Genomic DNA, 20,262 nt, shown 5'->3' with positions numbered 1-20,262 from the left:
AAGAATTGCGATTAAATTTTAAAGCGTCTTACACTAAATGCAAATTTGAATTACGATACAGTTGTATATTTTATAAAAATGCACACGACTTATGAGCACTCACCCTGTTGTCAACTACGATCCTGCTGAAGAAAGAATCAATTTCATTAGCCATGCTATTGGTGCAGCTCTTGCACTCATAGCAGGTATTTTATTGATTATCAAAGGGTCTTACTTAGAAACAGCGCAGTGGATCGGGCTATGGGTCTATGCTTTGAGCCTATTTTTATTATTTGCCGCATCAAGCTTGTATCATTTTGCGGAATCTCCAGAGCGTCGCGGCTGGTATAAAAAATTAGATCACACTGCCATTTATTATCTGATTGCGGGAACCTACACTCCATTTTTGTCTATCGCACTGCCCACGCAAAAAGCCCATTACCTACTCATTGCACTTTGGGTGATTGCACTCATTGGTACACTATTCAAGTTAGTTTTCATTCATCGCTTTGAAAAAGTTTCACTGATTGCTTATCTGCTTATGGGTTGGCTGGCTGTACTGGTAATGGATGATATGCAACGCTTTTTATCTAAACCAGCTTTGACTTTTTTAATCATTGGTGGACTTTCCTATACCATCGGTGCATTGTTTTATGCGCTAAAAAAGGTAAGATATACGCACGCTATCTGGCATATTTTTGTATTGATTGGTGCAGGATCACATTTCCTGTCCATCTATCTTTACGTCATATAACCCGCGCACACTACATTTTTTAGTAACCCTAATTCCGTAGTCTGCCCGAGGAACATTCGTATTTTTTTAAAAAATTACGCCTTTTTTAAAAAGATGACGCTTTTAAAACTCAGTTCGACTATTTTTTAAGTGTAAGGTCTACCATGGCGTCATTAAATACTGCTGTTGCAGAACAACAGCAGCCTGTAAACTCAAAATTTCGCGTACTTACAGCCAGTCTCGTAGGTACCACAATCGAATTCTTCGATTTTTATATTTATGCGACTGCTGCAGTCATCATTTTTCCGTATTTGTTCTTTCCAGCAAGTACCGACCCGATGACCGCTACAATTCAGTCATTAGCAACCTTTGCGATTGCCTTTATTGCACGCCCGATTGGTGCTGCACTGTTTGGACATTTAGGTGATCGTATCGGCCGAAAGGCGACCTTGGTTGCAGCTTTGCTGACCATGGGACTTTCAACCGTGTGTATCGGCTTATTACCCACCTATGCACAAATTGGAATTGCCGCGCCATTACTGCTTGCGCTGTGTCGTTTAGGTCAAGGACTCGGCTTAGGTGGTGAATGGTCGGGTGCTGTATTGCTTGCCACGGAAAATGCACCTGAAGGTAAACGTGCTTGGTATGGCATGTTTCCCCAACTGGGCGCGCCGATTGGCTTTATCTTAGCAACTGGTTCATTCTTAACGCTGGGTCATTTTATGACTGAAGAAGCGTTCATGACTTGGGGCTGGCGTATTCCCTTTATCTCAAGTGCTTTACTGGTGATTGTAGGTCTGTGGATTCGTTTACAACTCCATGAAACCCCCGCGTTCCAGAAAGTTTTAGACAAGCAAAAAGAAGTTAACATTCCATTTAAAGAAGTGATCACCAAGCACTGGGGCATGTTGATTTTAGGTACCATTGCAGCCATCTGCACTTTTGTGGTGTTCTACCTCACAACCGTATTCGCTTTACAATGGGGTACCAAACAGCTCGGTTACACCCGTGAACAGTTCTTACAACTTCAACTGGTCGCAACCCTCTGCTTTGCTGCATTCATCCCCTTGTCGGCGGTTTTTGCGGAAAAATTTGGTCGTAAAACCACCTCTATTGCAGTCTGTATTGCTGCGGCATTATTTGGTTTAGTATTCTCAAGCATGTTGGAATCAGGCAATACCCTTGTTGTGTTCTTGTTCCTGTGTATTGGTTTATCCATCATGGGTTTAACCTATGGACCGATTGGTACCGTGCTCTCTGAAATTTTTCCAATATCTGTTCGCTATACAGGTTCAGCGCTGACCTTTAACCTTGCGGGGATCTTTGGAGCATCATTTGCGCCTCTCATTGCCACCAAACTTGCAACCACCTACGGTTTACACGCAGTGGGTTACTACCTCACGGCGGCATCGCTTCTGTCATTATGTGCGTTCTTAATGATTCGTGAAACCAAAAATGATGATGTAAACAATCAAATTTAACCCTGAATTTGATGTCTAAAAACCAGCACAATGATGCTGGTTTTTTTATACCAATGCTTTAACAAACGCTACAAAAACCATATTTAAAATCTGTAGTTTTACTTCAAAAATAGAGAGAGATACAGATGAATAGGACCGAAAAATGGATGAAAAAATACAACAACTCACCAATGAACAACTCCTTGATGTCATCGTATTAGTTGAAGAAAATAAAATTATTCAAGCCATTCAATACATCGCCACACATACCGCTTTTCAATACGATGATGCACAAGAGATCGTGACTGAACTCACGAAGCGGCATGATGCTGCGCTAAAAAGCATGTATCGCCATAAACGACATCAACAGCAACGCATATCAACCGCTGAATTAAGACACCACAGCTCCCTTGTGTCTGAAGGACGGGGCTTTACACAACAGCAGCCACAAAGCCCGCATAGCACAGCAGTGAATAACCTCGATGCAATACAAGACCTACAAGCGCTTCATACAAAAAATCACAACCTTTGGATCGTCTTGGCTGTGGTCATTTTGGTTTTAAGCTTTATTTTTTATTGGTTCTAAACCCAACTTAAATCAGTTCAATAATATCGATCGTCGGTGGTACACGAAAACGAAACGGCACACCCACCATGCCTGTTCCAACCGTAACAAACACATCCGCATGTTCATGTCGGTACAAGCCTTTTTTGTGTCCTAATATAGACACTTTTTTCATTACATAGTCTGTGAGCCATGGCAGTTCAACTTGACCACCATGCGTATGACCTGAAAGCATTAAAGGACGGCTAGGTAAAGCGGGTACCATATCGATCGTGTCTGGATTGTGCGATAGGATGACCCACGGTTTGTCCTGCGGTAAATGCGGCATAAAACGCATATCCGCCTTGCCTGCCCACAAATCCCCGACTCCAATCAGACGAAACTCTTCAAATTCAACAATCTGACCTTCAATATCAATCACATTATTCACCTTCAAAGCATGTCTTAACAAATTTTGAATCGGCGGGCCTGGATATTGTTCATCATGATTGCCATTGACCGAATAGACTGGCGCATTAATTTCTTGCAATACTTCTAATTCTTCTGCCAGTGTATTTTCAGGTTCATAAGTCCAGTCCCCTGCAACCACCACCAAATCAGGTTTTTGTTCATTCAGTCGTTTGACGATGGTTTTCAGTTGTCGCTCATGCCCTGAAAATAGACCAATGTGTAGATCGGCAATTAACGCAATCCGAACGGGTTTAAGTAATTTATAATCTTCTTGGATTTGATATTGAGTAGTTTTGACATGTACAAAATGCGGTTCAATGAAACGTGCATAACACAGCACACCACTGACCAAAAACACAAAAATAGCTTCATGCCATGAATAATAACCCTGAAAACCTGCATATAAGCTAAAGAAAAACAAAGGAATGAGTAAATAAGAGAGATAAAAAGCCAACAAATGCACAAAGGCCTTAAACGGATGAATAGTCTCCGTATTGGTTTGACTGATCCATGCCTGATACACCGCCCACCCCGCAAGCAAGGCCATCGCAATATAAAAATAGAACACGACGGAGTGTATATTCATCATAGACTTTTACTCACAAATTGTTCATCAAGAACACATAATCTTCTGTTTATCTTTTCACAGCTCAGAATTATACTCAAACCAAATTTATAGACTTTATGACGATGGAAAAACCTCACGGCTTAGCGAAACAAACTTTATTCCGCTCATCTTCGACTCAGCAAGGTGCCAAACTGTTGTTGTTGAGCTGTATGGTTTTGACTGTCCCAGCGTGTAATACCTTACCCAAACAGATCCCACAGACGCCCGTCTATGCCTTTGATTTGCCAACCGATCAAACCAGTTTAGGCAAAATCGTACTGCCTTTACGTGAACAAAATCCAGGCCTTACAGGTTTCCATATTCTCTATAATCCACTCGAAGCATTGGCCGCGCGTATCCATCTTATTGATAAGGCAGAAAAGACCTTAGATCTACAATACTATATTTGGGACAACGATCGTATTGGTTCTTTAGCGCTTTATTCTATTTTGAAAGCCGCTGATCGCGGGGTGAAGGTTCGATTACTAATCGATGATAACAATGCCAAGAAAATGGAAGGCATTTATTTGGCGCTCGATCAACACGCCAATATTGATATCAAACTGTATAACCCCTACCGCTTCCGTCACTATCGTGCGATGGATATGGTCTTAAATCTAAAACGCATCAACCGTCGTATGCACAACAAAAGCTTCATTGCCGATAATCAAATTTCGTTGATTGGTGGGCGTAACATGAGCAATCAATATTATAACGTCAGCGACAGTTATCAATTTTCTGATGTTGATGTGATGTTGGTCGGCTCTGCCTCAGATGAAATTGTGCATTCCTTCGATGAATACTGGAATGACGACTATGCCTTTCCAGTGCGTCAAATTGTCAACGCTAACCATTACAGCTTGCGTTATGAAGGTTTAAAAACCCAGTTAGAGCAGCACTATCAGGAAGTGACCGTACAAAATTATTTGGATCTGGCCAATCGTTCGCAGGCCTTTGAACACTGGCTAAATGATAGTATCCAGTTCGATTGGGTCAAAGCCGAAGTGGTGAAAGACTCGCCAAGCAAAACCAAGTCTCGTGCGAAAAAAGAAGAACATTTAAACTTCCAGTTGCAAACCCATTTAGAAAAGCCAATGGAAAGCATCGACATTATTTCGGCCTATTTTGTGCCTGAACGTAAAGGCAAAAAACATCTGGCAAACCTCGCTCAAAGTGACATTCAAGTTCGCGTACTGACCAACTCATTTAAAGCCAATGATGTGCCGTTGGTCCATGCCTTCTATGGAAAATATCGTGAAGACTTGCTGGAAAGTGGTGTTCAACTCTATGAGTTTTTAGCCACGCCTGCGGCCGAAGCCCTAAACGAAAACAATGAAGAAATTTCGAAAAAAGCCAAAGTCAGCATCAAAGGATTAAGCCGCTCGAGTCTGCATGCCAAACTCATGGCCATTGATGAGAAACAGGTTTTTATTGGTTCATTTAATTTTGATCCCCGCTCTGCCAACCTAAATACAGAAATTGGGGTTTTACTGAACAGTCCGCCGCTGGCCAAAGCGGTACACTACACCATGGACCAAAACCTCAGTAAATATGCCTATAAGCTGGTCCTAGATGCAAATAAAAACATTAACTGGCAAATCAAACAAGCTGATGGCTCTACCAAAACCTATACCACTGAACCCAAAATGAATTGGTTCAAACGTGCTGGTCTCAAAGTCGTCTCTTGGCTCCCGATTGAAGGCTTTATGTAAGCCTTCAAGCTTGTTGCATGTTGGGCTGGGACTTCAAAACTTTCTGATGTAAATCAGCCAAACCTTGCACCATTTTTTGTTGGACCAATGCAGTTAAACTCTCAACCGTATGTCCTGCGGTACAAATGGCCGGGAGCGCAACTAAATGTGCCGTCACTTGTGGCATTTCTAGTACTTTTTTAACATGCTCGGCAAAACTAATGTTACCGATAAACGGAGAGACTTGGTCAAGTCCGCCTTGTTGATTCACATAGCAAATCAAACAAATTTGCACATCACGCTGGGCCTCAATTGCTGCGCCTAATATACGTCCATGAACTTTTTTCACTTTAGAACCATCGGTCGTGGTCGCTTCTGGGAAAAACAACACAGGAATATCTTGTTTTAAAAACGCTGTAATTTGCTCTCGAATTTTGATGGAATCGCCTGAACCACGTTGAATAAACAAGGTTCCACCACTTTTTGCTAATTTGCCAAACACAGGCCATTTTTCAATTTCAGCCTTGGCCAAAAAGAAAACTCGTGCGCCTGAACCTAAAACTGCTACATCTAACCACGAAATATGATTGCTGACCCAAAGTGCAGGCTTACGTGGAATATCCCCGTGGACATGCACATCAATGTTAAAAACCTTGCACAGTCGACGACAGAAATACTGCACGTAACGGGTATTTTGTGGATTGTTAATGTCTTTATACAAGCCATGTCGATAGACCAAATAAAAACCTTCGGACACGGCGCCAAGCCCTGAAGCCAGCTTTTTACCATACAGAAAAAGCTTAGAGACACCTTTTATTGATGTTGTTTTTATTTCAGTATTCGATTGCATAGACGGTTCACTTGGCACAGCTTCATTCAACATTTAATCATTGATTTCGGCTCATTCTATACTGATCTTAACTAACTTGCATTGATCATAAAAACCGAAGGCCCAGATGATTATTTTCAATTTTAATCGTTTAAACAAATTAATTAAAATAAATCAATCGAAATACCAAAACATGGTGCGCACATGAACGATCAAATGAATCCTCCAGCTCCGCCGTTAAATCCTGTTCAGGCACTGAAATTTATTATAGGGCTCAGTATTTTATACTTTGGCACCTTGCTGCTTTTGGTTCACTTATTTCGCTCAATGTAAGGCAACAGCATAACTATTTCGCTCAATCTCAACAAATTCATCTACACTAGAGTTTTCAATGTGAGATCGAATTTAGTGGAATATTTTGAGCAGAAGCAAGGTGGCGAAAAAACCATTTTAGTCAGTGTTGCCATCCATATTCTGGAAGACCTTGATGCAGAAGAATTTCGTTTGCTTGCTAAGTCGGCAGGTGCAGAAATTCTGGAGCATATTCACGCTCAAAGATTCAAACCCGATGCTAAATATTTCATTGGTTCAGGCAAAGCAGAAGAAATTGCTGCTCGTGTTGAGGAACTTGAAGCCACGCTGGTGATTATTGACCATGCCCTGACACCCAGTCAGGAACGTAATCTGAGTCGCATTATCAAGTGCCGCGTTATTGACCGTACACGCCTTATTCTAGATATCTTTGCACAACGTGCCCGTACCCATGAAGGGAAACTTCAAGTCGAATTGGCTCAATTGGATCACTTGTCTTCTCGACTGGTCGGTACAGGCATTAGCCTCGATAGCCAAAAAGGCGGGATTGGACTCCGTGGTCCAGGTGAAACGCAACTCGAAACTGACCGCCGTTTACTCCGTGTCCGGGTTGGACAACTTAAAGATAAATTAGAAAAAGTCCGTCAGACCCGTATCCAAGGGCGTGCCGCACGTCAAAAAGCTGCCATTCCAACCGTTTCTTTGGTTGGTTATACCAATGCGGGTAAATCAACCCTGTTTAACACCCTTGCCAAATCTGATGTTTATGCCGCAGATCAGCTATTTGCAACCTTAGATCCAACCTTAAGACGTTTGGAATGGGATGGTATTGGTCCGCTGGTTCTAGCCGACACGGTTGGTTTTGTGCGTAATCTTGCGCATGCTTTAGTGGAATCGTTTAAAGCGACGCTAGAGGAAACATTAGAAGCCAGTTTGCTGTTGCATGTGATTGACTCGAGCAGTCCTGACCATATGGAACAAATTGAAGCTGTTGAAAAAGTGCTCAAAGAAATTGGCGCAGATATTCCAATTCTACGGGTGTATAACAAGATCGATCAAAGTGGCGAACAAGCCAAAATCATTTACGCTGAACCAAATGTACCTGAGCGTGTCTATGTCTCAGCATATACAGGCGAAGGATTTGATCTACTACGCCAATCGGTACAAGAGTGTTTGATGGGTCAAATTCAAAACTTTGACGTCTTACTCAAACCTGCCTATGGCAAATTACGTAATCAACTGTACGCCCTAAATGTGATTCAATCTGAAAATTATGATGATGAGGGCAACCTACACCTACAAGTGTATATTGCACCACATAAACTTGAACAATTGATTAAACAAGCACATTTACCGATTGATGAAATTTTAGGTTTGAAAGCAAAACAATTTCATCGTGAACTCGAAGAATTTGAAATCAAAAGCTAAATCGGTTAAAACGTGATAAGTAAAATTTTAATGACAGAACAAAATGGAATGGATAAAAACTGTTGATTGGAAAGCATGGATCGGCACGGTTGCCCTGATCATCATCTTTCGTGAAGCGGCTGTATGGATCACTGGACGTTTTGGACATCCTGAACTGGGCAATTTAATTGGACTGATTAGTTTATTAATCGTCCTTTTGGGTTGGAGAAAATTTCATAAAATTCCAGCACGTTTGGTCGATACCAACAATAAAATCATGAAAGAAAGTGCCTTTGCTTTTCTACCGATCAGTGCAGGCTCCCTGCTGATGATGACGCATTTAGGCAGTGAAATCCCAATGTTTTTGGTGGTGCTGTTTGTCAGCACACTAATTCCACTGTGGGTTTACGCAAAAATGTCTAAGAAATGGCTTTAGGAGTGTGCACATGATTCCCATTATTTTCGGTTTTTTCCTAACCCTCGTTGCCTACTTACTGGCAAAGCCACTCAACAAAAAACTGCCACAAATTCCAGTGATTGTTTTTGGCATGTGCTTTGTGATTGCCCTGCTGTTGTTGTTAAACATTCCGTATGAGCAATATATGGCACAGGTAAATCCAGTGTTTAACCATCTGCTCGGTTATGTGACGGTTGCATTAGCTATTCCATTGGCTGCTATGCGCTATGATGACCTCCCCCTCAAAGCAGTGGTGGGCATCTTGGTCTTTGCCAGTATCAGTGCGGTCGGACTACCGATGGGACTGGCTTATCTACTACATTTGTCCGATCCTACCATTATGGCATTTGCTACACGCGCAGTCACAACGCCAATTGCGATTAACATTGCAACACTGCTGCAAGCCCCTGTGAGTCTGGCTATTTTAATCGTGATTTTATCCGGTGTGATTGGTGCTGCATTTTCACCACTGATTCTCAAACACATTAATGACGAACGAGCATCGGGCTTAGCGCTAGGCCTTGCAGCTCATGCCATCGGTACAGCTCAAGCATGGCAACGGGGAAGTATTGCTGGACGTTACGCAGCCTTTGGAATGGCTGTCAATGCGGTATTTACAGCAATCTGGTTACCGTTGTTTATTCTATACTTGCAAAAAATGTGATATGTTCCTCACATAAACAATTGTATTGTTTAAAAAATCGACTTAAGATGAGTTTGTCGTTGATTAAATGATAAAAGGATTTTGTTCATGAGCAAATTGACACTTGCAATCGCATTCGCTACAACCGTTATAGGTAGTACAGCTTTCGCTGAAGATATTAGCGGCACTTGGAAAAATATTGATGACAAAACTGGGTCGTCAAAAGCCATCCTTGATATTCGCCAAGAATCAAATGGGACCTATACCGCTAAGATCGTTAAAGTGACGCCTCGTCCGGGTTATACACCAAAAGAAACTTGTATTAATTGCCCTGCGCCGTATACCAATAAGCCTATTTTAGGCATGGATGTGATGAAAGGTTTGAAACACAGCGGTGATACCAATTACACGGGTGGAAAAATCATTGATCCACTGTCTGGTAATATTTATAGCTGTAAAGCAAAACTCAGTTCGAATGGCAAACGCTTAACCTTGCGAGGATACGTGGGTATATCTGCTCTAGGTCGTAGTCAAACGTGGATTCGAGAATAATCTAGGTTCTATTACTGAACAGACTTGGTCTACGCAATCACTTGATCGATTCATTTTAGATTTGTAGACCACTACCGAGTCACTCATACATTGCATCAAACTTAGTCTGATTGTTTCAAATTCAATGAATAAAAGAGTTTCAGCTAAGCATGTATGATTTTTCAATTTTTAAAGGCAACTGCCTAATTCATATCTAAACACAAAACAGTTTGCCTTGTGCAAACTGTTTATTTTTCTGTGTCTTGGATATCTTTTTGTGAAACTATAGAGAACCTTATATGAAAAGTAAGTTTTTTATCGCGGGATTAACATTGTCCATGCTTTGCGGGGGAGCATTTGCACAGGACTTAACAGGGACATGGCAACAAATTGATGATAAGTCAGGCTCACCAAAAGCCATTATCGAAATTCGTAAAGAATCGAATAATACTTACACTGGAAAAATTGTAAAAATTACACCACGCCCAGGTTATACGCCAAAAGAAACTTGTGTGAATTGCCCTACGCCATATACCAACAAACCAATTTTGGGTATGGACATTATTAAAGGCTTAAAGCATGTCGACGGCACCAATAACTATGAAAAAGGTCGTGTGATTGATCCGCTGTCTGGCAAACTTTATGATGCGAAAATGAAACTGAATGCCACAGGAAAGCGTCTTTCGCTACGTGCATACATCGGTGTTTCTGCTTTAGGTCGTAACCAAACCTGGTTAAGAATCGACTAAGAATAAAAAAGCCACGAACTTCGTGGCTTTTTAATGCATGTGCTATTGAACTGGATTATCAACGGCAAATAAGGTCTCATCTTCTAAACGGTAGGCCATTAATTGATGCCCCCAAACACAACCGCCATCTACATTTTGAATCGAGTCTGAAATGGTTTTACCTTGTAAAGCGGCCCAGTGACCAAACACAACTTTATGGGTTTGTGCCGCTTGTGAAGCGAATTCAAACCATGGTTTGAACCCTTCTGGCATTGGGTCACTGAGTGAGTCTTTAAAACTAAACTCCAAACGCCCAGCACTATCGGTTAAACGCATACGAGTCAAATAATTTACGATACAACGTAAACGCGCATGCCCCGTCAGTTCATCAGACCATAAGGTGGGCTCTTTGCCATACATTTCTTTTAAAAAGGCGTCGACAACATCAAAATCATCCGCTGCAATGACCGCCTCAACTTCTGCGGCTAAAGCAGCAGTTTGTTCTGCTGTCCAATTGGTTGGAATGCCCGCATGCGTCAGAACCGTGGTTGCGTTTGGAAACACACACAAGGGTTGTTTACGTAGCCAATCAATCAAATCATCACTATCAATCGCATCAATCACATCACGAATGTTATCTTTGTCTTTAATTGCTTTAATGCCACGTGCAGCCGCCAGCAAAGTTAAATCATGATTGCCTAAAACTGTTGCAGCCGCATTACGCTCTACTAATTTTTTAATAAAGCGTAAAGCACCCAATGAGTTTTCACCACGGGCAACCAAATCCCCTGCAAACCAAATAAAATCTTGGTCAGGATCAAACTGAATGGTCTTTAGCAAGGCTTTTAGTGCTTCAAAACAACCCTGCACATCACCAATGACATAATTGTATCGAATCTCTGCGCCTGCCACCTTAAGCCACCATTTGATCTGCTAATGCCACAAATTGAGCCAGTGTTAAAGTCTCTGGACGCGCCATCGGATCAACACCCGCTTGCTCAAAACCATCTTCAGCCAACATGCCTTTTAAGCTATTACGCAAAGTTTTACGGCGCTGAGTAAAGACATGCGAGACCAAACGTGCTAAGGCTTTTTCATTTTTTGCCACAATCGGCTTAACCGCATACGGCTCTAGACGAAACACCGCAGAAGTCACTTTTGGTGGCGGGTTAAATGAACCCGGTGGTACTTCAAACAAGAACGTAGGTTTGCAGAAATACTGAATCATCACCGACAAACGACCATATTCTTTGCTATTTGGAGAAGCCGTAATACGGTCAACCACTTCTTTTTGTAGCATAAAATGCATGTCTTTAACTTTGTCACCAAACTCCAAGAGATGAAACAAAAGTGGCGTCGAAATGTTATACGGCAAATTCCCCACAACACGTAAAGGACGACCATCTTCAAATAAATTAGTGAAGTCGTATTTGAGTGCATCGGTTTCAATAATGGTTAAACGTTCAGGATGTGGCACACGCCCCGGCAAACCGGCCGCCAAATCACGGTCTAATTCGACCACCGTGAGTGCGTCACACTCTCCAATCAACGGAGAGGTTAAGGCTGCCAAACCCGGCCCAATTTCCACAATGTTATCACCTGAGCGTGGTGCAACTGAACGTACAATCTTGGCAATCACACGTTGGTCATGTAAGAAGTTTTGCCCAAAACGCTTCCGCGTATGGTGCCCTTCATCTTTAGGGTTTAAGGCATTAATTTGATACATAAAATTTTCCAACGTGAGTTAATCACTGAACATTAGTGACGAGCTAATTCTAACGCTAAATCAACAGCGACCTGTAAGCTTGAGCTTTTCGCAAGACCTGTGCCTGCGAGGGAGAGAGCTGTGCCATGATCAACTGAGGTACGAATAAACGGCAAGCCCAAAGTAATATTAATGGCTTCACCAAACCCTTGCGATTTTAACACAGGTAAGCCCTGATCGTGATACATCGCTAAAACAGCGTCGGCATCTTTTAAGTTTTCTGGGGTGAATAAGGTGTCAGCAGGTAGGCTCAGGCTCATATTTATGCATTGAGCACGGTAGCTTTCCAGCACGGGGTTAATCACCTCAATTTCTTCCATACCCAAATAACCATCCTCCCCTGCATGTGGGTTTAAGCCACATACTAAAATATGTGGATGCTCTTTTTTAAATTTGCTTTTTAAGTCCTGAATTAAAATATCAATGACTTGATACAGTCGCTCTTTGGTAATCGCATCGGGTACAGCTCTCAAAGGTAAATGTGTAGTAGCCAGCGCGACACGCAAGGTCTTGGTTGCGAGCATCATCACCACACGTTCAACACCAGCAAACTCTTGGTAGTATTCGGTATGTCCACTAAAGTGAATCCCAGCATCATTGATGACTGACTTTTGTACAGGTGCAGTTGCAACACCTACACTTTTACCAGACATAGCATAATCGGCCGAACGCCGTAGCTGCTCTAAGACATAAGGCGCATTTTCAGGATTGAGCTCACCCATTACAACAGCTTCGCTTAAAGGCACATGCTCAACATAAAGTTGACCCTGATTTGATGATGCTTCTCGCCCTGAATATTCAATCAGTTCAATGTCCAATCCCAAACATGCTGCACGTGTACGTAGCAAGTTCATATCACCAAGGACCACGATCGGACGCTCATCTATACGAGTAGCAAGGCTTAAACAAATATCTGGACCAATCCCAGCAGGTTCACCACTGGTCACATATAAAGGCAACATGATCAACTCAAGTAAAATGCGTTTTGACTATTATACAACGTCTCACCCAGTATCTCCGCATTCACCGTACTCAACTTGAACCTATTCTTTTATATTTAAATCCTCACTTATCCTGTTTTCACATTCCATCGACTTTCAAAGAAAAAATAAAGCCTCAAACATATAAAACATGAGCAAAGAAATTGCGAGTCGTAACTCCTGTACTATCCGTTATTTTAAAATGGTTCTATGGTGATGATCCCGCATTTCATTCAGTGAAGTCATAAAGTTCAATATCGCTGTTTCCTCATTTTTTAAAGTTTGAACTCTTTTGTCGTTTTTTAAAAAGAATAAACTTTGATCTCTTCCTTTATGTAGGGAAATACCTTAAAATACGGCTCTTGAAATTTTATATTTTCATTTGTGATTCTGAGCAACTTCGTTTAGAATCGCGTCTCCTTTTGTTTGGACAGATTCCATAGTCCAAACCAACTATAATAGGTAGTGGTTTAATGAAAACTCTCAGCGCTAAGCCTGCTGAAGTTCAACACGACTGGTACGTTGTTGATGCTTCTGGCAAAACTTTAGGTCGCCTTGCGACTGAAATCGCTCGTCGTCTACGTGGTAAGCACAAGACTTCTTATACTCCTCACGTTGACACTGGCGATTATATCGTTGTAATCAATGCTGAAGAAATTCAAGTGACTGGTAAAAAAGCACTTGATAAAAAATACTATCGCCACACTGGCTTCCCTGGTGGTATCCGTGAGACTAACTTTGAAAAGTTAATCGCTCACAAACCTGAAGCAGTTTTAGAAAAAGCTGTTAAAGGTATGTTACCAAAAGGTCCTCTTGGTTATGCAATGATCAAGAAAATGAAAGTGTATGCAGGTACAGAGCATCCACATGCTGCTCAACAGCCACAAGTTTTGGACATCTAAGGGATACAGCACATGGCTACTAATTATGGTACAGGTCGCCGTAAGACCGCAACTGCACGTGTTTTCTTGTCAGCTGGTACAGGCAAGCTCGTAATTAACAACCGTACTCTTGAGCAATACTTCGGTCGTGAAACTGCTCGTATGGTTGTTCGTCAACCTTTAGAGCTTCTTGAAGTTACTGAAAAGTATGACCTTTACATCACTGTTGCTGGTGGTGGTATCGGTGGTCAAGCTGGCGCTATCCGTCACGGTATTACTCGTGCGTTGATCGCTTCTGACGAAACACTTAAACCTGCTCTTCGTCAAGCTGGTTTCGTTACTCGTGATGCTCGTGAAGTTGAACGTAAGAAACTTGGTTTACGTAAAGCTCGTAAACGTCCTCAATTCTCTAAACGTTAATTCGTTTACCGAATCGGACAAAAAACCTCGGAATTTTCCGAGGTTTTTTTATACTATATTTTTCTTCAAAATTATTTACTTACGTTCAAATAGATCGATTAAATTCTAGTTTTAGATGTTATTTTACCGACCTCTCTTTGAGCAGTCCATTGTCGCATCAGCAGCACCATCCATACTAATCTGTTCGGTAACGATGCAATCATTTTCTTGATATGTATGTACTTCTTTAGATTTAGAGAATTGATGATCTTTGGGAAGTGGTGCATTACACGGCTCATCGGTTTTCTCATCGACCATTTTCACAGGCCCATCATTATAAACAGTGACCTTACAGCCTTTTACTGTATATTCTTGCTGAATGCCGCCATACATCTCATCCTCAGATACAGAAGTAGCGACATCACAGGCTTCATCGGCAATACAAGCTGCATATTCAGCAGTCTGCTGTGCTACATCTACCTGTTCGGCTGCATCTTGATTTTGAGCATAACTACTTGAGATGCAAGTCATTAATATAATAACTGCAATCGATTGGGTGATTCTGAGCCTAAGCTGCATGCTTCTATCCTTCTTTTTGATTTATTCCAAGTTGTTCGATTGTATAAGCATATTAAAGTTAAGATGATTTTATTGGCTATTTTTAGTATTCTAACCGATTCACTTCACCTAGTTTCTTGAAATATGTCTGTCGAAACTACTCCGCTTCAAGGAATTACGCTGTATAGCCATGCAGATGATTTTCGCTCCCATTGGATTCGTTATGTACTTGCAGAAAAGCAAATTAAATACCATTTGGTTTTAAGTGATGCAGATGACGAAGATCTCGCCAGCTTAAACCCTTATAATCAGCTACCGATGTTGATTGAAAATGATTTAAAACTATTTAATGCCAATATCATCTCTGAATATTTAGACGATCGTTATCGTCAAAACAAGCTCTATGCCGACGCACCTATGCCTCGTGCGGAACAGCGTCAGTATATTTGGCGCTTTGAACAAGATTGGTTAAAGCTTGCTGATATGATGCTGCGCCATCCAGATACACTTGATGAACAAGCAAAGCTGAAAGCACAAAAAAAACTGAAAGATACCCTCATTTCCCTAACACCATTGTTCCAACATTTCCCCTATTTCATGTCGGAAAGCTTTAGTATTTTAGATTGCATGCTTGCGCCTATCTTTCTACGCTTAAACAGCATGGGCGTGCATTTACCCAAACAGCAATGCCGCCCAATCTATTTATATTGTCAACGTATTTTTAGTCGTCCTGCATTTTTAAAGTCTTTAACTCTGCAGGAGAAAAACCATTATCAATCTGAATTTAAACAGCCGTAGAGAACATTATGTCTGATCAAGAATTAAACCTTACGCCGACTCGTCCATATTTAGCTCGCGCCATTTATGAATGGATTTGTGATAACCAATTGACACCACATTTAATGGTCGATGCAACCCAGCCCAATACTCTCGTTCCTGAACAGTTTATTCAAGATGGGCAAATTGTCTTAAACATTGTCCCTCATGCCGTACATGCGCTACATATGAGCAACGATGCAATTACCTTCTCTGCACGTTTTGGTGGGGTATCTCGTGATATTTATGTCCCACTTAATGCTGTGATTGGCATTTATGCCCGTGAAAATGGACAAGGCTTATTCTTCGATCCAAGTGAGTATGACAATCATACCCAAAGTGAGCAAAATGCTTTAAAATCAGACAATGAAGAAAAAACTGAACCCGCTAAGAAAAAACCAAGTTTAAGGTTATTAGATTAATAAAATGGAGTAATTATATGGCTTTTGATTTAGTACAATATTTTGCAGAGCAGATTAAAATTCAAAAGCCTGAGCTTCTGAGTCAATATTCAGATGAGGAGCGACTTCAATATCTTTCTGAGGCCAACACCCTCTCCCTTGGAAAACTCATCACTTTGATGCGTCAAGATGGCACCAAGCTCTATCAAGAGATTCAAACTCAGGATCATCTCTATATTCAAGAACTTGCAAGGCATCTCACCACGTCTCCGCAAAATGAATCACAGTTAGCGAAGGCAGACTTAGAACATAGCTTGACTACAATGTTGGGTCTTCAGTTTGCTGAACTCAAACAACTTGATGTCACGGGAAACTTTGGCGAACATGGAATACGTGAGCTGCTTGTCGGTCAAATCGAGCACCTCTCTGGTCTGGCTGATGACTGGATTTGGACAACAAGTGAGCTAACAGAACTGATTGGCTCTAAACCAAAGCCTGAAGAAGAGCTATCATTAGAAGAGACGATGAAGGAGTTTAATCAAATGGTAAATCAACACGCAACAGACCACTCAGATCAGCTACACACACAGGTAGCAGAGCAAAATCCAACGCCAACATGGGCAAAACTGATTGAGCCTGCTGTGGCTATCGTGATTTTATGGGGACTTTATTGCGCAGCAAGTCAAATGTTTGTCTAATCTCCAAGGGATGCACTCATTTTGCGCATCCCTTTATTTTTTAATGAAAAATAATTATATATTTCATCTTTAAAAAGCAAAAAAATCAATTTCTTTTTTGCTTTTATTTGTCCAAACGGTAAAAGTTACATTTTGTTACAATAGCAAATAAATTAAACACTTTTTCAAATAACAATAAACTTTTTCACACTCCTCTCTAAAATCCGCAAACCTAATCACAAAATCTCTAGCAAAAACTGACTAAAAGCCTCGGGTTTAATTGTACATTTATTCATCTTTTTTTGTTACATTTATTTATATTGATAATTTTTTCACACCGTCCATATAGTTAAATCGAATTGTGAAACAACAAGTTAAAAGGATTTTAAAACTCATAAAATTGAAGAGAAAAACTATGGCTAAAGTGTCATTGGAAGCATTAGCAAATATCGATGGATTCTATGCAGCAGCATTGGTCGATGGGGAAAGCGGTTTAGCCCTAGCAACTCAAGGCGGTGGAAGCATCGATTTAGAACTCGCGGCGGCAGGTAATACTGAAGTCGTTCGCTCAAAACGACGTGTTGCACAAGCATTAAACTTAAATGACTCAATTGAAGATATTTTAATTACACTGGGTAAGCAGTATCACCTTATTCGTCCTTTAGAAGGCAATGACAAAATTTTCTTATATCTTGTCCTTGAACGCTCTAAAGCAAATCTTGCCATGGCTCGCCATGAACTCAAAGGATATGAAAAAGGCCTAGATTTTTCTTAATTTGAATTGCCCCTTTCTCATCCTTTTGGGAAAGGGGTTGTATGCGTTGTCCTCTTCAACCTAATTAAATTAAAGAAACACTATGAATAAGCAATATATTAATATTGCGATTACCGGCCTGAGTTCAAACCATTCTGACGAACTTAAAACACAGCTACGTAATCTCATTCCTCAAGAGTATAAAATTAACTGGAGCTCCGCTGCTGACCCAACTATTGATTGTTTATTTATCCATGAAAGTTTTTATGAAACCGAAGGGATCCAAAAGATCATTCGAAGTCGTCAGTTCCCATGGCTAAAAATTTCTAAGCAAACCCATAACGAAAACCGACTCCACGAAAATACACTTTCTTTACCAATTACGCATATTGAAAGCTTCTCGAATTGGATTATTCAACATCTACTACATCCCTCTTTTGAGAATCAACAAATCCTTCCTATCGAAACTCAGAATAAAAAAACACCCTACAAATTAGAATATTTCAGCAAAATGCTGGATACAGAACGTAACTCGAAGCTACATCTTTTTGATACTTTGGGCACCATTGCCATTATTGATATTCAGAAAAATATCGCTTGGCTCAATACAGAACGAGAACAAGCCTTTACAGATTCTGGTTTTGATTATGACATTGCCAGCACCAGTAACTTCATGAAAGTCTCACGTAAGCAACCCCATATACTTAGCGACTGGTTATGGCAGTTTTTTTGGGATTCATCCATATTTTTGAAAGAAATTGCACCTGAAGATGGGCATTTTAAGATCCATATGTGGCCTAAGCCAGCAAGCAATGTGGACAGGAAAACCATTTTTCAACTTTCCAGCTGCTTTATTCAAGGTGGTAAAGTTTCAAAAATTGCAACGCAGTTGAACCTCCCCATTGAAACTGTGCAGCGCTTTATTGCGGCCAATATTGCGACCCATAATCTCTCAAAAATAATATTTGGGATAAACATTTTAACCCACCAGAAATCCCTCAAGTTACAGAAGAAGCAGGATTAATTAAAAGCTTTTTTGGGAAACTAAGAAAAAAACTAGGTATATAGGATAATAATATGATTTTACAACGCTTTAAAATTGTTTTTGCTGGTGGTATGGGCGCGGGTAAAACGGAAGCGATTCGATCACTCTCAGAGATTATCGTACTGCAAACGGAGGCTTTCAATACAGATGCACAGCGTCATACCAAATTGGAAACCACTGTTGGTATTGATTATGGTGAAGTCACGCTTGATGAAAACCTGACCATCGGGCTCTATGGCACACCTGGGCAAAGCCGCTTCGACTTTATTTGGTCTGCCATTACTAAAGGTGCTATTGGTGCTGTGATTTTGATTGACCATCATTCAGATAACCCTATTCAAGAATTAGAAAGTTATCTGGAAGCCTTTCAAAGCTTTACCGACAATATTGCGATCGGCATTACACATACCGATCTTCTTTCTGAGTCAACCAAATCAACCACTATCTATAAAGACTGGTTATTACAAAATGACCTTTTTTCTCCACTCTTCTTTATCGACGCAAGAAAGAAAGATGACGTTTTATTATTATTAGAAGCGCTTATTACCTCCATTGAAATCAACTCAAATATTGCCAATTAACCCTTAACGAGGTTCTATATGTTTACTTTAGCGCAAAGCCGCACAGCACCAAAAGAGTTAATTGATTTTGCAAAGAATGAGATCCAAGATGTTCTCATGAATGTTCGCAGTGTCAATTAGGTCATGCTGTGTAGCACAGATGGCTTCGAGTTAGCCCATGTTTATAAGAGAGATGGTTATAACAGTACTAAGCTTGCAGCAGTTAGTAGCTCGATTTTAGCTATGGTTGCGGCCTTTATGAATGAAATTCATCTCGAAGGTTGTCAATCAATTACTTTGGATGCAGACAATGGTAAAGCCATTTTAACCTCGATCCCTTCTTCAAATCATCCAATGATTATCGTAACCTTGACTGAAAAAGATGTACTCTTAGGACAGCTACTCTATACCCTAAAAAATGCCAGCAGTCGAATCATGCAATACTGATCCATCTGATAAAAATATAAACAAATTTAGTTTTTAATAGCAACTAAACCTATTAAATATTAACGGCTATTTTTAGCTAATATTCTTCTTGTCTCTCATTTATTATTTAATATATTCAGCATAAAAAAATCCCCCTCTGCTTTAAGCGGAGGGGGATTTAGAATTAATGAGCTGGCGATGACTTACTCTCACATGGATAACTCCACACTACCATCAGCGCTAAGAGGTTTCACTTCTGAGTTCGGGAAGGGATCAGGTGGTTCACTCTTGCTATTGTCGCCAGCACAACTGTTTATGACTATTCGTTTGGTCTAACCTCAGAGCAGTGCTCTTCGTGCCTAACTTTCATCAAATGAGTTATTAACAGGTATATTTGAGTTGATTTTAACATAAAGCATAGCTTTATGTCTTTCGCTCGGACAAACATAATTAATGTTTGTTTATTCCTCGCTCATGTATCTAGCTTTATAACTAAATCAAGTTGTTTGCAGTGATTTGAACCACAACACCAACTGTTTGGGTGTTGTATAGTCAAGCCTCACGAGCAATTAGTATTGGTCAGCTTCACATATCACTATGCTTCCACA

23 protein-coding genes, 1 rRNA gene and 1 pseudogene are annotated in these 20,262 nt (G+C 40.7%); 18 read left to right on the top strand and 7 right to left on the bottom strand.

Features of this window, described 5'->3' with window-relative positions:
- The first annotated feature begins 91 nt into the window (after nt 1–91).
- The 3 genes from trhA to MF4640_RS06175 all read left to right on the top strand — a co-directional run bounded on the left by trhA (nt 92) and on the right by MF4640_RS06175 (nt 2,758).
- Nucleotides 92–733 carry a PAQR family membrane homeostasis protein TrhA gene (gene trhA, locus MF4640_RS06185; protein WP_078389024.1) on the top strand — a complete coding sequence of 214 codons (642 nt, stop codon included), beginning with the start codon at nt 92–94 and terminating at the stop codon, nt 731–733.
- A 143-nt stretch (nt 734–876) separates the two neighbouring features.
- Nucleotides 877–2,193, top strand: a complete 1,317-nt coding sequence (locus MF4640_RS06180; protein ID WP_078389023.1) for an MFS transporter — start codon at nt 877–879, stop codon at nt 2,191–2,193.
- 142 nt (nt 2,194–2,335) lie between these two features.
- Nucleotides 2,336–2,758 (top strand): hypothetical protein, encoded by a 423-nt coding sequence (locus MF4640_RS06175; RefSeq protein WP_078389022.1) that lies wholly within the window; start codon nt 2,336–2,338, stop codon nt 2,756–2,758.
- A gap of 7 nt (nt 2,759–2,765) precedes the next feature.
- Here the strand turns inward: MF4640_RS06175 and MF4640_RS06170 are convergent, their stop codons facing one another.
- Entirely contained in the window at nt 2,766–3,776 is a 1,011-nt protein-coding gene (locus MF4640_RS06170) for a metallophosphoesterase (RefSeq protein ID WP_078389021.1), read from the bottom strand.
- A 188-nt stretch (nt 3,777–3,964) separates the two neighbouring features.
- Between MF4640_RS06170 and MF4640_RS06165 the strand changes: the two genes are divergently transcribed.
- On the top strand, nt 3,965–5,506 hold the full coding sequence (locus tag MF4640_RS06165) for a phospholipase D family protein (RefSeq protein WP_413772691.1): 1,542 nt from the start codon (nt 3,965–3,967) through the stop codon (nt 5,504–5,506).
- 4 nt (nt 5,507–5,510) lie between these two features.
- Here MF4640_RS06165 and MF4640_RS06160 read toward each other — a convergent pair whose 3' ends face one another.
- Nucleotides 5,511–6,335 (bottom strand): lysophospholipid acyltransferase family protein, encoded by an 825-nt coding sequence (locus tag MF4640_RS06160; protein WP_026056514.1) that lies wholly within the window; start codon nt 6,333–6,335, stop codon nt 5,511–5,513.
- 387 nt (nt 6,336–6,722) lie between these two features.
- Here MF4640_RS06160 and hflX point away from each other — a divergent pair, with 387 nt between their 5' ends.
- From hflX to MF4640_RS06135, 5 genes are all read left to right on the top strand, one after another.
- Nucleotides 6,723–8,054, top strand: a complete 1,332-nt coding sequence (gene hflX / locus MF4640_RS06155) for a ribosome rescue GTPase HflX (protein WP_078389019.1) — start codon at nt 6,723–6,725, stop codon at nt 8,052–8,054.
- A gap of 43 nt (nt 8,055–8,097) precedes the next feature.
- Nucleotides 8,098–8,469 carry a hypothetical protein gene (locus MF4640_RS06150; protein ID WP_004695106.1) on the top strand — a complete coding sequence of 124 codons (372 nt, stop codon included), beginning with the start codon at nt 8,098–8,100 and terminating at the stop codon, nt 8,467–8,469.
- A 10-nt stretch (nt 8,470–8,479) separates the two neighbouring features.
- Nucleotides 8,480–9,154: an LrgB family protein gene (locus MF4640_RS06145; RefSeq protein WP_004695104.1), complete on the top strand. Its 675-nt coding sequence runs from the start codon at nt 8,480–8,482 to the stop codon at nt 9,152–9,154.
- Nucleotides 9,155–9,241: 87 nt separating this feature from the next.
- Entirely contained in the window at nt 9,242–9,685 is a 444-nt protein-coding gene (locus MF4640_RS06140; protein WP_078389018.1) for a DUF2147 domain-containing protein, read from the top strand.
- 278 nt (nt 9,686–9,963) lie between these two features.
- Nucleotides 9,964–10,413 (top strand): DUF2147 domain-containing protein, encoded by a 450-nt coding sequence (locus MF4640_RS06135; RefSeq protein WP_004695101.1) that lies wholly within the window; start codon nt 9,964–9,966, stop codon nt 10,411–10,413.
- A gap of 42 nt (nt 10,414–10,455) precedes the next feature.
- On the opposite strand, the gene MF4640_RS06130 is transcribed toward MF4640_RS06135, so the two are convergent.
- From MF4640_RS06130 to pdxA, 3 genes are read right to left on the bottom strand one after another with little or no spacing between them, the layout of a single operon-like run.
- The gene (locus MF4640_RS06130; RefSeq protein WP_078389017.1) at nt 10,456–11,304 is read right to left on the bottom strand and encodes a symmetrical bis(5'-nucleosyl)-tetraphosphatase; all 849 of its coding nucleotides are present in this window, start codon (nt 11,302–11,304) and stop codon (nt 10,456–10,458) included.
- A gap of 1 nt (nt 11,305) precedes the next feature.
- Entirely contained in the window at nt 11,306–12,118 is an 813-nt protein-coding gene (gene rsmA / locus MF4640_RS06125) for a 16S rRNA (adenine(1518)-N(6)/adenine(1519)-N(6))-dimethyltransferase RsmA (protein WP_078389016.1), read from the bottom strand.
- A gap of 32 nt (nt 12,119–12,150) precedes the next feature.
- Nucleotides 12,151–13,119, bottom strand: coding sequence for a 4-hydroxythreonine-4-phosphate dehydrogenase PdxA (pdxA, locus tag MF4640_RS06120; RefSeq protein ID WP_039889961.1), 969 nt, complete (start codon nt 13,117–13,119; stop codon nt 12,151–12,153).
- A 491-nt stretch (nt 13,120–13,610) separates the two neighbouring features.
- On the opposite strand from pdxA, the gene rplM reads away from it, so the two are divergent.
- Both rplM and rpsI read left to right on the top strand, forming a co-directional pair.
- Nucleotides 13,611–14,039, top strand: coding sequence for a 50S ribosomal protein L13 (gene rplM, locus MF4640_RS06115; RefSeq protein WP_004695096.1), 429 nt, complete (start codon nt 13,611–13,613; stop codon nt 14,037–14,039).
- Nucleotides 14,040–14,051: 12 nt separating this feature from the next.
- Nucleotides 14,052–14,438 carry a 30S ribosomal protein S9 gene (rpsI, locus tag MF4640_RS06110; RefSeq protein ID WP_004695095.1) on the top strand — a complete coding sequence of 129 codons (387 nt, stop codon included), beginning with the start codon at nt 14,052–14,054 and terminating at the stop codon, nt 14,436–14,438.
- 123 nt (nt 14,439–14,561) lie between these two features.
- On the opposite strand, the gene MF4640_RS06105 is transcribed toward rpsI, so the two are convergent.
- Complete coding sequence (locus tag MF4640_RS06105) at nt 14,562–14,996, bottom strand: hypothetical protein (protein WP_004695094.1); 435 nt, start codon at nt 14,994–14,996, stop codon at nt 14,562–14,564.
- Between the two features lie 123 nt (nt 14,997–15,119).
- Between MF4640_RS06105 and MF4640_RS06100 the strand changes: the two genes are divergently transcribed.
- The 7 genes and pseudogenes from MF4640_RS06100 (at nt 15,120) to MF4640_RS06070 (ending at nt 19,675) form a co-directional block, all read left to right on the top strand.
- Complete coding sequence (locus MF4640_RS06100; protein WP_004695093.1) at nt 15,120–15,773, top strand: glutathione S-transferase N-terminal domain-containing protein; 654 nt, start codon at nt 15,120–15,122, stop codon at nt 15,771–15,773.
- Nucleotides 15,774–15,781: 8 nt separating this feature from the next.
- Nucleotides 15,782–16,213 carry a ClpXP protease specificity-enhancing factor gene (locus MF4640_RS06095; protein WP_004695084.1) on the top strand — a complete coding sequence of 144 codons (432 nt, stop codon included), beginning with the start codon at nt 15,782–15,784 and terminating at the stop codon, nt 16,211–16,213.
- Nucleotides 16,214–16,230: 17 nt separating this feature from the next.
- Nucleotides 16,231–16,890, top strand: a complete 660-nt coding sequence (locus tag MF4640_RS06090; protein ID WP_078389015.1) for a hypothetical protein — start codon at nt 16,231–16,233, stop codon at nt 16,888–16,890.
- Between the two features lie 394 nt (nt 16,891–17,284).
- A complete protein-coding gene (locus tag MF4640_RS06085; protein ID WP_004695079.1) occupies nt 17,285–17,644 on the top strand; it encodes a hypothetical protein in 360 nt (119 codons plus the stop codon).
- Between the two features lie 82 nt (nt 17,645–17,726).
- Nucleotides 17,727–18,647, top strand: a complete 921-nt coding sequence (locus tag MF4640_RS06080) for a hypothetical protein (protein ID WP_101495471.1) — start codon at nt 17,727–17,729, stop codon at nt 18,645–18,647.
- Between the two features lie 53 nt (nt 18,648–18,700).
- Nucleotides 18,701–19,249 (top strand): GTP-binding protein, encoded by a 549-nt coding sequence (locus tag MF4640_RS06075; RefSeq protein ID WP_005400223.1) that lies wholly within the window; start codon nt 18,701–18,703, stop codon nt 19,247–19,249.
- An 18-nt stretch (nt 19,250–19,267) separates the two neighbouring features.
- Nucleotides 19,268–19,675 (top strand): annotated as a pseudogene (locus tag MF4640_RS06070) (roadblock/LC7 domain-containing protein).
- 169 nt (nt 19,676–19,844) lie between these two features.
- Here MF4640_RS06070 and rrf read toward each other — a convergent pair.
- Nucleotides 19,845–19,959: ribosomal RNA gene (gene rrf, locus MF4640_RS06065) — 5S ribosomal RNA — on the bottom strand.
- Between the last annotated feature and the right edge of the window lie 303 nt (nt 19,960–20,262).

This window comes from Acinetobacter sp. MF4640 (assembly GCF_002018895.1).
In the GTDB taxonomy this organism is placed as follows: domain Bacteria; phylum Pseudomonadota; class Gammaproteobacteria; order Pseudomonadales; family Moraxellaceae; genus Acinetobacter; species Acinetobacter johnsonii.
The sequence above is the reverse complement of the archived record's forward strand: the minus strand, read 5'-3'. Positions and strand labels throughout refer to the sequence as shown.

Coding starts and splice junctions, on each gene's coding strand:
- MF4640_RS06135 (WP_004695101.1), top strand. CDS start 9,964: ATGAAAAGTAAGTTTTTTATCGCGGGATTAACATTGTCCATGCTTTGC.
- rpsI (WP_004695095.1), top strand. CDS start 14,052: ATGGCTACTAATTATGGTACAGGTCGCCGTAAGACCGCAACTGCACGT.
- rsmA (WP_078389016.1), bottom strand. CDS start 12,118: ATGTATCAAATTAATGCCTTAAACCCTAAAGATGAAGGGCACCATACG.
- MF4640_RS06160 (WP_026056514.1), bottom strand. CDS start 6,335: ATGCAATCGAATACTGAAATAAAAACAACATCAATAAAAGGTGTCTCT.
- MF4640_RS06090 (WP_078389015.1), top strand. CDS start 16,231: ATGGCTTTTGATTTAGTACAATATTTTGCAGAGCAGATTAAAATTCAA.
- MF4640_RS06145 (WP_004695104.1), top strand. CDS start 8,480: ATGATTCCCATTATTTTCGGTTTTTTCCTAACCCTCGTTGCCTACTTA.
- MF4640_RS06095 (WP_004695084.1), top strand. CDS start 15,782: ATGTCTGATCAAGAATTAAACCTTACGCCGACTCGTCCATATTTAGCT.
- MF4640_RS06150 (WP_004695106.1), top strand. CDS start 8,098: ATGGAATGGATAAAAACTGTTGATTGGAAAGCATGGATCGGCACGGTT.
- MF4640_RS06085 (WP_004695079.1), top strand. CDS start 17,285: ATGGCTAAAGTGTCATTGGAAGCATTAGCAAATATCGATGGATTCTAT.
- MF4640_RS06175 (WP_078389022.1), top strand. CDS start 2,336: ATGGATGAAAAAATACAACAACTCACCAATGAACAACTCCTTGATGTC.
- MF4640_RS06180 (WP_078389023.1), top strand. CDS start 877: ATGGCGTCATTAAATACTGCTGTTGCAGAACAACAGCAGCCTGTAAAC.
- trhA (WP_078389024.1), top strand. CDS start 92: ATGAGCACTCACCCTGTTGTCAACTACGATCCTGCTGAAGAAAGAATC.
- MF4640_RS06075 (WP_005400223.1), top strand. CDS start 18,701: ATGATTTTACAACGCTTTAAAATTGTTTTTGCTGGTGGTATGGGCGCG.
- MF4640_RS06140 (WP_078389018.1), top strand. CDS start 9,242: ATGAGCAAATTGACACTTGCAATCGCATTCGCTACAACCGTTATAGGT.
- MF4640_RS06080 (WP_101495471.1), top strand. CDS start 17,727: ATGAATAAGCAATATATTAATATTGCGATTACCGGCCTGAGTTCAAAC.
- MF4640_RS06170 (WP_078389021.1), bottom strand. CDS start 3,776: ATGATGAATATACACTCCGTCGTGTTCTATTTTTATATTGCGATGGCC.
- MF4640_RS06165 (WP_413772691.1), top strand. CDS start 3,965: ATGGTTTTGACTGTCCCAGCGTGTAATACCTTACCCAAACAGATCCCA.
- rplM (WP_004695096.1), top strand. CDS start 13,611: ATGAAAACTCTCAGCGCTAAGCCTGCTGAAGTTCAACACGACTGGTAC.
- MF4640_RS06105 (WP_004695094.1), bottom strand. CDS start 14,996: ATGCAGCTTAGGCTCAGAATCACCCAATCGATTGCAGTTATTATATTA.
- pdxA (WP_039889961.1), bottom strand. CDS start 13,119: ATGTTGCCTTTATATGTGACCAGTGGTGAACCTGCTGGGATTGGTCCA.
- MF4640_RS06100 (WP_004695093.1), top strand. CDS start 15,120: ATGTCTGTCGAAACTACTCCGCTTCAAGGAATTACGCTGTATAGCCAT.